This window comes from Mycobacterium sp. D16Q16, from assembly GCF_002013745.1.
Taxonomy (GTDB): Bacteria; Actinomycetota; Actinomycetes; order Mycobacteriales; family Mycobacteriaceae; genus Mycobacterium.
In genome coordinates, this window is sequence record NZ_MAEY01000032.1 from 15,434 (window position 1) to 28,391 (window position 12,958).

The window sequence follows — 12,958 nt, forward strand, 5'->3', positions numbered from 1 at the left end:
GTACGATCGAGCTTTACGACGGTTTGGCGATCGAGGAAGGGGAGGGGGACGTTGCCCAAGCAGGATCGTGGTGCACCGCCCCGTCCTCCGTGGCTGCCCGAAGAAGACGAACAACGAGGGTTTCTCCGTTCGTTGGGGCGCAAGAAGCGCAACGTAGACGAGGTCGAGTCCAACGATGACTCGTTAACTCACGAGACAGAACGCGTCTCCGCTCTCCAAGCTCCTGCACAGAAACCGATCGCCGAATCAGTCGCACCTTCAGTTGGGGAGCGCTCTGCCGTCGCGCCCCGTCACGAAACGGCCAGAGGCGGCATACCGCTGACCAACGTCTCGAAGTACTACACCCCGCCGCGCGTGCCCGAACCACCCGATCAACAGCCGCTGACTGTCGAGTCGAAGGCGATTGCCCAGACGCCCGTTTCTGAGGCACCTCGGATCGTCACGAGCCCTATTCCTGAGATAAGGCCCGAGCCGCGGCCGCTATCGCAGGTAGCGCAGCCGCCGGCGCCTCCGCCTAGCGGGCCCCCAGCAACCCCCGTGCCAGAGCCCGCCGCCGACGAGCAGTCGCCTACCCCGCCTGCGGACCAAGCGCCCTCGGAGATCGTGCCTTCAGACGAATCGGTACAGGTGGCCCCACGGTCGGAGGAGGCGAGCCCACCGGTACCCACCGCCGATCACCGTGGTGCGGCGTCCGGCGGCACAGACCCGTTCTCGCGTTTCAGCCTGCTCGAAGCGCAGCTGCGCCAGATGAGCCTCGATGAGAGCATCACCGACGCCGAACTCGAACGTCATCGGCGCCACGCGGTACTCGAATCTGAGGCCCCGCCTGCTTCCGGGGCTCTCCGCTTCACGCTGCCAGAGGAGTTCGATGATGCCCCCGAACCGATCGAGGGGGCTGTTTCCGATACGGCCGAATCCGAGCCTATCCACGCAGCAGCGCCGGATGACGAGCCCGCACCGGTTCCCGCAGAACCGGAGCCACCCGCAGCGCTGACCGTAGATTTCGTGCCCCCAGTACCGGAGCCGAACGCCGATATCGTTGGCGATTTGGTCTCACCGACTGCGGTTGTGGAGGAGTCAACTCAGGTATCCGAAGAATCCTCTCAGGGCATCGAAGAGCCGACGGAACCAGAAGTACCGGAGCCTCCAGCAGCTGCCCCCGAGGTCAATGACATCGACGCCCGAGCGGCCGCACTGCTGAAGCGCATCGAAGTCAAACGCGCCGAGCTCAATGAGGAACTGGCTGCACACGATGCGGCCGACGTGGAAGCGCCTGCCGCCGAGCCTGAACCCGCGCCGTTTGTGCCGATGATTGCGCCGTGGGCCGCCGTGCCGGAACCTGTGGTCGATATATCCGGATCCCCCGAGTCCGAGGGTGCGGAATTCGGTGTCGGTGCGGAAGAAGTCACTGAGAAGGAAATAACGGCCACGGCAGCGCCCGACCTTGAGGGGTTTGCGCCCCTCGTCGACGAGGACATTGTCATCGACCTGCAGGCCGTGGTGTTCGAGCAGATGTCCGCTGCCCCCGAGCTTGCGGATGTGGAGGCGCCGGCAGACGAACGTCAGGACGAGTCGCACGTTTCGGCGGCATTCGTCGAGCCCGGGCAGTGCGCGCCCGAGCCCATGTCGGACGATGCCGCAGCGGAAGGCGAGCCAGGTCACCCCGACGTTCCTCAGTCGCAGGAGATTCCCCCGCCGATACCGCCGACTCCTGCGGTGGAACCGGTGCAACCCGCCTATCACGTGCCGCCGCCTGCCCCGCAACAGCCTGTTCCGCCGAGGCCTGGACTCGACCAGCAGCATGCTGCTCAGGCTCCGCCGGGATGGAACCCGCGCCAGCCTTATCCGGGGCAGTGGTCGCAGGGCGCTCCCCAAGCGCCGCAACCCTATGGTGAACAGCAGCTTCCGCAGCAGCCACCTCCGCAGCGCCCGAGTGTTGAGGGGCAATGGCGGTGGGTGCCACAACAGCAACAGCGGCAGCCACAGGCACCTCAATCACCCGGGCCGCAAGACCTGCCTCCGGGCTACGTGCCGCCACCGCAAGCCGCGACGCCTCCTGTCAACTACCGTGCGCCGCAGGCTTACCGGATGCCGCCCTCGCTCGACGAGGCGGAGGTCATCAATCGTGGTCGTTATGCGCCGCGATCCGGCTGGCGCAAGGCTGTGCACAGGTCCACCGGCGGCCGTGTCAATCCAGGCGACTCTCGGAAGGATCGTGAACAGGAACAGCTGCTGGCCAGCATTCGGCAGCCAATCCTCGGCGATTACCACATCGCGGTGCTCTCCATCAAGGGTGGCGTCGGAAAGACAACCACCACACTGGGATTGGGTTCGGCATTCGCGACGATCCGTACCGATCGGATCATCGCTGTGGACGCTAACCCCGACCGGGGTACCTTGGCTGAGCGGGTGCGCGACCATTCGACACAGTCCACCATTCGGGATCTTCTCAACGATCGGAACATCAGAAGTTACGCCGACGTGCGCAACCACACGCGGATGGCGACCAGTCGTTTGGAAGTACTTGCCAGTGAACAGGATCCGGCAGTGTCGGAGGCTTTCGGCGAGGTCGACTATCGCAGTACGATCGACATCCTGCAGCGGTACTACAACGTCATCCTGACCGACTGCGGCACGGGAATCATGCATTCGGCGATGGCGGGTGTGCTCGATCTTGCGCACACCATCGTGTTGGTGAGCTCACCGGCCATGGACTCTGCTCGAAGTGCCTCGGCTACTCTCGATTGGCTTATGCAACATGGACATTCGACGCTGGTGCGCGAGGCCCACGTCGTCTTGAGCGCCTCGCGTCCAGGATCTGCCGGGATCAAGCTGGACAAGGTTTATGAGCATTTCGAGGCACGTTGCCGCTCTATTCACATGATCCCGTTCGATCCGCATCTCGCCGAAGGCGCCGATGTCGACTTCAGTCTGCTCAATGCGGATACCAATGCCGCGTACCTGAAGCTGGCCGGTGCGATCTCGGAGAGTTTTCCGCGACTTCGCATGCGCGGCGACGAGCAGCGATAAGACGAAAGAGGTAGGACAGCGGGATGGTTGACGCTAGGGACGCCCAGCGGGTTCTTGACGCCGGTGTGCTCTCGCTGGGTGGTCCAATTGACGGTCTGGAAGCGGATCGTGATGTCGACTGCGCCAAGCTCACGCCATTCGAAACAGGGCTGTATGCCGACAGGGAGGAACATGGGGCAGCAGTGAAAGAGCTCGGTGCGGACTCGCTGCGCCGTATCGAAGCCCCGGAGATGTGGGCGGCTCTCGATAACGTGCTCGGAATGATGGCGAAGTGATCTGACATGGCTGATTCAAACGACAACGCGCCCGATTCGCCGCCACCGAGCGGCCCATGGCGTGAGCCCATTGCCGATGGACTGGGGGGTGGAGAGACCAAGGGCAATCCGTTCCGCCGATCCAAGAGCCCGAACCAGGAATTCGTGCCGCCGAGCGCCGACTATTTCCCGCAACCGACGCTCAAGCCGCCGCCCGCGCTGCCGAAGGCCCCCAAGCTCTCACGGCGCCAGCGGAATCATCAGCGTTCGATGAATCCGATCTGGGAACCAGACCCGCTGAGCGCCTACGGCATGCCGCAGTACCAGAATCCGGCGCCCCAGGCTCCACCGCAGGGGTACGGTACGCCGGCTCAACAGCCGCCACAGAACTACTACGGGCCGCCACCGCAGAACTACTATGCCCCGCCGGCGACCCCTGCCCAGCCACAGGGGCCCGCGGCTCCGGCGGAACCCTACGCGCCTGCCGCACCCCCTCCCGCGCCCGGTCGGGCAAGCCAGCTACCGGCATGGCCCGCCTCCGCGGTGGTGCCCGAGCCGCACACCGCGCCACCTCCGGCCGAACAGCCTCCGGCCCGGGAGGAGGAAGAGGCGATCAGGGACGAGGAGCCGAGGGTGGAGGCGCCCGCTGCACAGCCGGAGGCGCCCCCGCCCGCACCCGTAGCCCCGGCGCCGGAGCCGCAGACCCGGCCTGACGACGCGTCCTCGATGATTCCGGACGGCATGACCCCGTGGGGTGGACAGGCGCCCCAAACACCGCCCGCACCAATGCCGCCCGCGGCATCGTGGGCAGCGCAGCCGCTTGCACCCCCGCCCGCGGCGGCACCCCGAGCAGAATGGGGCGTGCCGGCCTTACCACCACGGGCGCCCTTTGTTCCATCTCAGACTCTGTTCACCGCTGCGCGTCCTGAAGCACCCGTGTATCGGCCGGCGCCGCAGCCGCCGCAGCCATCACGACCGCAGGGGCCCAGCCACGACCAGCTTGGTCTGATCAGGTCGGTCAAGCCGCTGCCGAGGAGCGGGTGGCGCAAGGCCGTTCACCGGCTCTCGGGTGGCGCGATCAACCCCGGAGAGTCCTCGGATGAATCGCATCGCAGCGAGTTGATCGACCGAATCAACCTTCCTGTCCGAGGTGACTACCGGATCGCCGTGCTGTCCTTGAAAGGTGGCGTGGGTAAGACCACCACTACGTTCTCGTTGGGTGCCACCTTCGCCTCAATGCGCGGCGATCGTGTGATCGCCGTCGACGCGAACCCGGACTTCGGGACGCTTGCTCAACGCGGTCCGGATGAGACGCGTTCTACTGCGCGAGATCTGTTGCGTGATCCGGATATTCACCGATACTCCGATGTGCGCAGGCACACCTCGCAGAGTGCGAGCCGGTTAGAGGTGCTGGCCTCCGAACGTGATCCGGCGGCATCCGAGTTGTTCTCCGAAGCCGACTACCTCGCGGTGATGCGGATTCTGCAGCGGTTCTACAACATCATCCTGACCGACTGCGGCACCGGACTTATGCACTCGGCGATGGCGGGTGTGCTGGGCGAGGCCAACGCCATCGTCCTGGTGACGTCGCCCGCCATCGACGGCGCCCGTAGCGCCCTCGCCACCCTGGATTGGCTTGATCACCACGGATACTCGCACCTGGTGCGGCAATCTGTGGTGGCTATCAGCTCGTCGCGGCCGGGTGCTTCCTCGATCGACCTCGAACAGCTGAGCCGACATTTCCTGACGCGGGCCAGGGCGGTGCACATCGTCCCGTTCGACAATCATCTGTCGGAGGGGTCGGAGATCTCGTTGGATCTGATGGGTAAGAAGACTCGGCTGGCGTTCATGGAGCTGGCGGCCTCGGTGGCCGACGGCTTCTATGAGGGTGGAAACACCCGGCAGACGAGTTGGAGCTAACGCTCCAGTTCGTCGGTCGTCATCAGATCGTCCCGGACGCTGCGCTCGTGATACGCGAGCCGTGCCACCCGGTGTGCCACTACCGGGGCGGTGATGATGGTGAACAGCCCGGCGAGCACGATCATGCTGACGTCGGCGTGCCCGCGAAGCCGCAGCGCGGCACCGGCCAGGACCAGGAGCAGACCCAGCACCTGTGGCTTGGACGCGGCATGCATGCGGGCCAACGTGTCGGGAAATCGCACCACGCCGATCGCCGCGGTGAGGGCCAGTACCGAACCGCACAACACCAGCGCACCGGAGATTCCGTCGAGAAAAGTGTTCATCGCGGTTATCTCCTCTCGTCACGGGGGTCGATCGCGGTGTCGGGCACCCGGAATCGCGTCACGCTCACCGAACCGAGGAAGCTGATCAAGGACAGCGCGACCATTCCGTACAGCACAGTGGAATCCAAGCTGTACGCGGCCCATGCGGCCAGTGCGCACATCGTGACGGCCACCAAGGTGTCGACCGCGACGAGTCGATCCAAGGTGTTGGGTCCGGCGAGCAGCCGGTACATCGTGACGGTGGCCGCGGCGATGAGCAGCACCGCGGCGATATGCCATACCAGGCTCATAACCCCTCCCTCGTCTCGGACTCGTCGACGGCGCCGTCCTCGGGATGCCAATCAGCATCGCGTTCGAAGGCCGCGATGAAAAGTCTTTCCAGTTGCCGTAATTGGGAGTAAAAGCTCGCCACGGCCTTCGGTGAACCCACATCCAGCACGTGTACATACGCCAGTCGGCGTTCTTGATCTATCTCCAGGACCACCGATCCGGGGATGATCGTCAGCGTGTTGAGCAGCAGTGCCATCACCAGATCTGATTTCACCGAAAGCTGGGCTCGCAGTACGGCACTCAATGGCGGCGGACCCGGCCTGATCGCCAGCCACGCGACCTGAAGACTCGACAGCACCATGTAGTACGCGACGGTGAACGCAAGCCGGATCATCGACACCACATGCAGACGGCCCTCGACCGGCAGTCGGGGCATCGGTAGCAGAACCGTGATGACCAGAGCCACCAGCAATCCGGTAATGGTGTTGGCGACAGAGAAATTGCCCCACAGCATTGTCCAGACCAGCACCAGCCATACCAAAATCCAAGCCCGCAGGATGATTTCGCGAGGGCCGTACATCGCCAGGGTTTTCATCGCGGGCCATCCCCGAGGACGGCGCTGATGTACACCGTGCGGTCGCGGACCTCGGCGGCGGCGCGCTCGCTGATCCCAATGATGGGGCCGGCGAAGATCGTCAGTGCCACCCCGACCGCGATCAATCCCAGTGTGGGCGCCAGCATGCCGGCCGGCATCCGGCCCACGTCGGCGCGGTCCACAAAGGCAATCTCTTCACTGTCGTCAAGAAGCGCGGACGGTGACGCGGCGGCAAGGTCGCCCTCCGGCGCATCGGCGCGCGGTCGCCAGAACGCCTTGGTCCAGACGCGGGCCACCGCGTACAGGGTCAGCAGACTCGTGATCGTGCCCCCGGCCACGAGGGTCCACGCCAGCACCGAGCCCTGCAGCGACCCTGCCTCCAGGAGTGCGACCTTGCCGATGAAACCCGAGAACGGTGGGATGCCGGCCAGGTTCAACGCGGGGACGACGAATGCGAAGGCCAGCACTGGGCTCGCGGCAGCGAGCCCACCCAGACGGTTCAGCGATGATGCCCCGGCCTGACGTTCGATGAGTCCCACCACGAGGAACAACGTCGTCTGCACGATGATGTGGTGTGCCACATAGAAAATGGCGCCGGACATACCGAGCTCGTTGGATAGCGCGATACCGAAGATCATGTACCCGATATGGCTGACCAGTGTGAAGGACAGCAGTCGCTTGATATCGCTCTGCGCGATGGCGCCCAGGATGCCGACGATCATGGTGAGGAGAGCGGCCACCAGCAGCACGGTGTTCAGCACACCGCCGGGGAACAACAGGGAATGTGCGCGAATGATGGCGTACACGCCCACCTTGGTGAGCAAGCCCGCGAAGACTGCCGTCACGGGTGCGGGCGCGGTGGGGTAGGAGTCGGGTAGCCAGGTCGAGAGCGGAAAGACGGCCGCCTTGATGGCGAAGCCCACCAGCAGCACCGCGAAGATCGCCATCCGGGTACCCGATGGGATGCCGTCTGCGCGGACGGCGATTTCGGCCATGTTCAAGGTGCCGGTCGCCGCGTACACGAAGGCGATGCCCAACAGGAAGACCACCGAGGACATCATCGAGACCATCACGTACGAGATGCCCGCACGCACCCGGTCGGCGCTGGCCCCGATGGTCAAGAGCACGAAGCTGGCGGCCAACAGCACCTCAAAACCGACGTACAGGTTGAACAAGTCGCCGGCCAGGAAGGCGTTGCACACACCGGCCGACAGCGCCAGGTACGTGGGCATGAAGATGGACACCGGCTGGCGCTCATCGCCGTCACGGATACCTTGGGCCGCCGCGTACAGTACGACAGCCAGCAGCACGATGGCCGAGACCACCAGCATGAGGCCCGAGAGCCGATCTACCACAAGGGTTATTCCGAGAGGTCCCAGTTTCTCCTCGGTCGGTCCCCAGCCGCCGACGGCCAACGCGAAGGTGCCGTCGCGATCGGCTAGGTAGAGCAGCGCCGCGCAGACCCCGAGCACCGTGGTCAATGCGGTGACGGTGATCAACAGCTGCAATCGCGGGCGACGGCCCGCGATCAGAGTCAACGCGGCCGCCGCCGTCGGGATGAGGACCGGGAGTGGTGTGAGAACGGCCATGGCACTCATGACTTCTCACCCACCGGCAGTGCATCGAGCTCGGCAGGGGAGTCCTCATCCGCAGGGCCCGGAGTCTCCCTGTGTTCGTCCCGGTCGTCGGTGACGGGCTCCGGCGGTTCCTGCGCGACGCGCGCGTCCTCGGCGTCGTCGTCCACAACGTCATCAGCTTCCAGGGTGAACATGCGATAGATCAGGGCGAGGGTGAAAGCGGCGACACCCATGGTGATGACGATCGCTGTCAGGATCACGCCCTGGGCCAACGGATCTGCCACGGTGGTTCGGCCGGCGGACTGCCGTCCGATGATCGGCGGATTGCCGGATGGGCCACCCACCGTGAGGATCAGCAGGTTCACGGCGTTGCCGACAAGGAGCAGACCCAACACCATGCGAGTGAGGTTGCGTTCCAACATCAGGTACACGCCGCACGCGGTGAGGGCGCCGATAATGATCAGCAGTCCGAGATTGGTCATGATGCACGCACCCCACCCCGGGCGCGCGGAGACTCCTCGAGCTCGACATCCAGGCGCGCACCTAGACTGCGCAGCACATCGAGCACCAAGCCGACCACCACCAGGTAGACGCCAATATCGAAGAACAGTGCGGTCACGATCTTAACGTGCCCAAACCCGAGCATGTCGAATTGGATTGTGGCCGAGGACAACACCGGTGCCCCCAGCAGGATCGAAGCGAGGGCGGTCCCTCCGGAGAAGGCCAGCCCGAGCCCGAGGATCTTGCCGGCATCGAAGGGCAGAGTCTCGCCCAGCTCGTAGCGGCCGCCGGCGAGATAACGCAGCACGAGTGCCAAACCGGCGGTCAGCCCGCCGGCGAATCCGCCGCCCGGAACGTTGTGCCCGGCGAAGAAGAAATAGAAGGACAGCACCATGACGAGCGGGAAGATCAGCCGTGTCGCCACTTCGAGGACCAAGGACCGGTGCTTGGGATCGCGTAGTTCGCTGCCACGTAACCAGATTCCTGATGCCACCACGACATCCGGTTGACCTGCCGCGTCCCCTACCCGGGGAGCTCTGCCAAAACGCCGGTGCCGGAACATCAACGAGGCGACGCCCGTCGCGGCCACCAGCAGCACCGAGATCTCGCCCAGGGTGTCCCAGGCGCGGATGTCCACCAGCAGGACGTTCACCGTGTTGGCACCGTGCCCGCGCTGATACGCCGCCTCGGGGAGCAGGTCGGCGATCGGGCGATCACGTCGTGCTGCCATCGCGTACACGCCGAGAGCGGTGACCGTGCATCCGACCGCGATGGCGAGTAGGGCACGGGGCAGCCGGAATCTGTTGGCCTGCTCCACATCCGATTCTGCAGGAAGGGCCCGCAGTACCAACACGAAGATCACGAGGGTCAGCGTCTCGACGAGGAACTGCGTCAGCGCCAGATCTGGCGCACCGTGCAGCGCGAAGATGACGCCCGTCCCATAGCCGGTGATGCCCACCAGGAGCACCGCTGCCAGGCGGTTACGCATGACGGTCGCACCGATGGCGGCCGCAAGCATCAGTAGCCCGACCACCCCCTGCAGCGGGGAATCCCACAGTTTCAGGTGTGGTTGATCGCGCGCCCCGAGGGCCAGCACGATCGTCGGCAGCATGACCAGGGTCACCAGAATGGTGGCTTGGGTGAACGGGATCGAGCCGCGCTGAGTCAGTGCGGTCAGTCGCTGAGACAGCACATCGGCGCCGCGCAGTACCGCGTCGTAGCCGCGGTCGGCATTGCCCAGCGGATTGACCGCGAGCCGTGCCCTGCGTAGGCGGCCCCGCTCGAAGAACGCGAAAATGCCGACGGCGAAGGCGAGTGCGGTGAGCAGTAGCGGTACTCCGAAGCCCTCCCAGATCGCGATATGCGCGTCAACAGGGTTGGCGTAGCTGCCCAGTGCCCAGTTGAGCCAGTCGGGCAGTATGCCGGCAGCGATACTTGCCACGGACAGCAGCGCGGGCGCCACCAGGAAGGCGGGAACCGGTGCGTGCATGCCCTGCACACGAGCGCTGGGTTCGGGTAAACCCTTGCGCGCGAAAGCTCCCCACATGAACCGCATGCTGTAGGTGATGGTGAACATCGAACCGATGACAATCCCCGCCAGCACCCAGGGCGCGGCCGAACCGAGCACCTGGCTGTGCAGCACCGTCGCGAAGGCCAGCTCCTTGCCGACAAATCCGAGGGTCAGCGGCACCCCCGCCATGCTCGCCGCAGCGAGCATGGCGATCACGAAGAGCGACGGTTGGCGCTGTCCGAGCCAGGCCAGTTTGCGGATATCGCGAGTGCCGACGGTGTGGTCGATGATTCCCACCACCATGAACAGTGCGGCCTTGAACAGCGCGTGCGCGCACAGCATGACCAGCCCGGCCAGGAGGATGTCGGGATCGCCGGTTCCGGTGAGCACCACCAGGAATCCGAGTTGGCTCACCGTGCCGAAGGCCAGGATCAGCTTGAGGTCGTACTCACGCAGGGCTCGCCAGCCTGCCAGGATCATCGTGGCTATGCCCAGCACCAGCACGATGGGCCGCCACGGTGGCGCCTCGGCGAACCCCGGCGACATGCGGGCCAACAGATAGATGCCGGCCTTCACCATGGCGGCGGCGTGCAGGTAGGCACTGACCGGGGTCGGCGCAGCCATGGCGCCGGGAAGCCAAAAATGCAGGGGCACAATGGCGGACTTGCTTAGCGCGCCGATCAGTACCAGCACGAGACCGACACTGGCGGCCATACCCGACGGTGGGTGCGCGATGAGGTCGGACAGCAGGAAGCTTCCCCCGACATGACCGAGCACGATGACCCCGACCAGCATGGCGAGTCCCCCCGCGGTGGTCACCAGCAGTGCCTGCACCGCCGCGCGGCGACTGGCAAGCCGTTCCGCGTAGTGGCCGACCAAGAGGAACGACAGCACGGTCGTGAGTTCCCAGAAGATGTAGAGCAGCAGCAGATTGTCACTGGCCACCAGACCGAACATGGCGCCGGAGAATGCCACCAGCTCGGCAGCGAAGCTTGGCAGCCGCGGTTCGGTGTGACCGTCGCGGTGCCGGAAGTAGCTCGCGCAATAGAACAGCACCATCGACCCGATGCCGAGCACCAGCACACTCATGATCGCGGCCAGCGAGTCAAAGCGCAGTGTGATGTCCATCGCTAGCTCGGGCACCCACGGAATGTCCACGCGGACGTCCGTACCTTCGCCCGGCCATCTTGCTAATACCCAGATCAGCGAACCTAAGGGGACCAGGGCAAGGGGATAGAACGCCAGTCGGCCAGCGCGCGCCACAAGTAGCGGCGCCATCGCGGCCGCAAGTGCGTGGGCAAGCAGAATGGCAAGCAAAGGCACTCCCGTCTATCGGTTGTTGGGCGGGGTGTCGTGGTGTCTAGTTTACGGGGCAGTCGACGATTGGCGCGACGCAACCCTTTTCAGCGGTTGTCAGCAAACGCGCGCAGGGATGCCACCTGCACGGGGTCCAGCGACGGGCGCACCGTGGCCCGCGCGGTCTCGACATCGGCGACGGTGACATCGGCGGCATCGATGGATCGCCGCATCGCCGCCATCGCGGCCTCGCGCAACAACGCCGCACAGTCGGCGGCCGAGAAGCCGTCGAGCTCGGCGGCGAGAGCATCCAGATCCACATCGGCGTCCAGCGGGACCGCCCGTGCCGCCGTCTTGAGGATGTCTTTGCGGGCCTGAGCATCCGGAGGTTCGACGAACACCAGGCGTTCCATCCGGCCCGGACGCAGCAGCGCGGGATCGATGAGCTCGGGCCGGTTGGTCGCGCCGAGCACGACCACATCACGCAGTGGTTCCACCCCGTCCAGCTCGGTAAGCAGGGCCGCCACCACGCGGTCGGTGACACCCGAGTCGAAACTCTGCCCGCGTCGCGGCGCCAACGCATCGACCTCGTCGAGGAACACCAGGGAAGGAGCGGAATCGCGCGCCCGCCGAAACAGCTCGCGCACCGCCTGCTCGGAGGCTCCGACCCATTTGTCCATCAGCTCGGCGCCCTTGACCGCGTGCACCGACAACCGCCCGGAGCTGGCCAGCGCGCGCACCACAAAGGTCTTTCCGCAGCCGGGCGGTCCGTACAGCAGCACCCCGCGGGGTGGGTCCACGCCTAGACGTTCGAAGGTGTCCGGATGCTGCAATGGCCACAGGACTGCTTCTGTCAGAGCCTGTTTGGTGGTCACCATGTCGCCGACGTCTTCGAGAGTTATCGACCCGACGGCCACCTCCTCGGTACTGGACCGAGAGAGTGGACGGATCACAGACAGCGCGCCGACCAGGTCTTCCTGATCCAGTGCCGGTGTGCTGGCCTTCTCGCTGGCCCGTGCCGCTGCGCGCAATGCGGCCTCGCGGACCAGCGCGGCCAGATCGGCCACCACAAAACCCGGTGTCCGTGCCGCGATCTCATCGAGCTGCAGGTCCTGCGACGGCACCTTCGCCAAGAGGACTTCGAGTAATGATTTGCGGGTGGCCGCGTCCGGCAGGCTCAAACCCAGCTCGCGGTCACACAGTTCGGGAGCGCGCAGCCGAACGTCGATAGCGTCGGGATGTGCGGTCGTCGCGATGAATGCGACCCCGGAAGTGGCTACTGCAGAACGTAATTCGGCGAGGATGAGTGTGGCCACGGGCTCGGCGGTGGCGGGCAGCAGTGCGTCGATATCCGTGATCAACAGGACTCCGCCGGATTGCCGGATGCGGCTCACTGCCCCGCGTATCGCGTTAAGGCGTTCGTCGGCTGTCGTGGCACCTACTTCCGGTCCGTCCAGCTCGATGAGCGTGCGCGGTGCGCAGACCGCGCGAGCCAACGTTGCCTTACCGACACCGCCGGGCCCAGATATCAACACGCCCAGATTGGGCTGTGCACCAAGCGTTTTCAGCAATCCTGGTTCATCGAGGGCGAGCTTGAGCCACTCGGTGAGCCGCGCGGCCTGCGCCTGCGAGCCCTTGAGGTCCTCTACGGAAATCGCCGCGGGGGGCTCGGGGGTGGGAGG

The 12,958-nt window shown here is 65.3% G+C and carries 10 protein-coding genes; 3 read left to right on the top strand and 7 right to left on the bottom strand.

Features of this window, described 5'->3' with window-relative positions; all coding sequences use genetic code 11:
- The first annotated feature begins 51 nt into the window (after positions 1 to 51).
- Genes B4394_RS25530 through B4394_RS24725 form a run of 3 tightly spaced genes read left to right on the top strand, consistent with a single transcriptional unit; the run spans position 52 to position 5,204 of the window.
- Entirely contained in the window at positions 52 to 3,030 is a 2,979-nt protein-coding gene (locus tag B4394_RS25530) for a MinD/ParA family ATP-binding protein (RefSeq protein WP_078316535.1), read from the top strand.
- A gap of 23 nt (positions 3,031 to 3,053) precedes the next feature.
- Complete coding sequence (locus B4394_RS24720; protein WP_078313070.1) at positions 3,054 to 3,305, top strand: hypothetical protein; 252 nt, start codon at positions 3,054 to 3,056, stop codon at positions 3,303 to 3,305.
- A 6-nt stretch (positions 3,306 to 3,311) separates the two neighbouring features.
- The gene (locus tag B4394_RS24725) at positions 3,312 to 5,204 is read left to right on the top strand and encodes a MinD/ParA family ATP-binding protein (RefSeq protein WP_078316536.1); all 1,893 of its coding nucleotides are present in this window, start codon (positions 3,312 to 3,314) and stop codon (positions 5,202 to 5,204) included.
- On the opposite strand, the gene mnhG is transcribed toward B4394_RS24725, so the two are convergent.
- The 7 genes from mnhG to B4394_RS24760 form a co-directional block, all read right to left on the bottom strand.
- Positions 5,201 to 5,527 (bottom strand): monovalent cation/H(+) antiporter subunit G, encoded by a 327-nt coding sequence (mnhG, locus tag B4394_RS24730; RefSeq protein WP_078316537.1) that lies wholly within the window; start codon positions 5,525 to 5,527, stop codon positions 5,201 to 5,203. The genes B4394_RS24725 and mnhG overlap by 4 nt on opposite strands.
- Positions 5,528 to 5,532: 5 nt before the next feature.
- Positions 5,533 to 5,817 carry a monovalent cation/H+ antiporter complex subunit F gene (locus B4394_RS24735; protein ID WP_078313073.1) on the bottom strand — a complete coding sequence of 95 codons (285 nt, stop codon included), beginning with the start codon at positions 5,815 to 5,817 and terminating at the stop codon, positions 5,533 to 5,535.
- Complete coding sequence (locus B4394_RS24740; RefSeq protein ID WP_078316538.1) at positions 5,814 to 6,392, bottom strand: Na+/H+ antiporter subunit E; 579 nt, start codon at positions 6,390 to 6,392, stop codon at positions 5,814 to 5,816. Before B4394_RS24740 ends, B4394_RS24735 begins: the two co-directional genes overlap by 4 nt.
- Positions 6,389 to 7,981 carry a Na+/H+ antiporter subunit D gene (locus B4394_RS24745; protein WP_078316542.1) on the bottom strand — a complete coding sequence of 531 codons (1,593 nt, stop codon included), beginning with the start codon at positions 7,979 to 7,981 and terminating at the stop codon, positions 6,389 to 6,391. Before B4394_RS24745 ends, B4394_RS24740 begins: the two co-directional genes overlap by 4 nt.
- Positions 7,982 to 7,986: 5 nt before the next feature.
- On the bottom strand, positions 7,987 to 8,451 hold the full coding sequence (locus B4394_RS24750) for a Na(+)/H(+) antiporter subunit C (RefSeq protein ID WP_078316539.1): 465 nt from the start codon (positions 8,449 to 8,451) through the stop codon (positions 7,987 to 7,989).
- Positions 8,448 to 11,297: a Na+/H+ antiporter subunit A gene (locus B4394_RS24755; RefSeq protein ID WP_078313099.1), complete on the bottom strand. Its 2,850-nt coding sequence runs from the start codon at positions 11,295 to 11,297 to the stop codon at positions 8,448 to 8,450. The genes B4394_RS24750 and B4394_RS24755 overlap by 4 nt, the downstream gene beginning before the upstream one ends.
- Positions 11,298 to 11,383: 86 nt before the next feature.
- Positions 11,384 to 12,958 (bottom strand): AAA family ATPase (locus B4394_RS24760; protein ID WP_078316540.1); only part of this gene is annotated, 1,575 nt, incomplete at its 5' end.

Excerpts from the sequence above, each read along its gene's own strand:
- B4394_RS24735 (WP_078313073.1), bottom strand. The coding sequence starts at position 5,817 with ATGAGCCTGGTATGGCATATCGCCGCGGTGCTGCTCATCGCCGCGGCC.
- B4394_RS24750 (WP_078316539.1), bottom strand. The coding sequence starts at position 8,451 with ATGACCAATCTCGGACTGCTGATCATTATCGGCGCCCTCACCGCGTGC.
- B4394_RS24725 (WP_078316536.1), top strand. The coding sequence starts at position 3,312 with ATGGCTGATTCAAACGACAACGCGCCCGATTCGCCGCCACCGAGCGGC.
- B4394_RS24720 (WP_078313070.1), top strand. The coding sequence starts at position 3,054 with ATGGTTGACGCTAGGGACGCCCAGCGGGTTCTTGACGCCGGTGTGCTC.
- B4394_RS24740 (WP_078316538.1), bottom strand. The coding sequence starts at position 6,392 with ATGAAAACCCTGGCGATGTACGGCCCTCGCGAAATCATCCTGCGGGCT.
- B4394_RS24745 (WP_078316542.1), bottom strand. The coding sequence starts at position 7,981 with ATGGCCGTTCTCACACCACTCCCGGTCCTCATCCCGACGGCGGCGGCC.
- mnhG (WP_078316537.1), bottom strand. The coding sequence starts at position 5,527 with ATGAACACTTTTCTCGACGGAATCTCCGGTGCGCTGGTGTTGTGCGGT.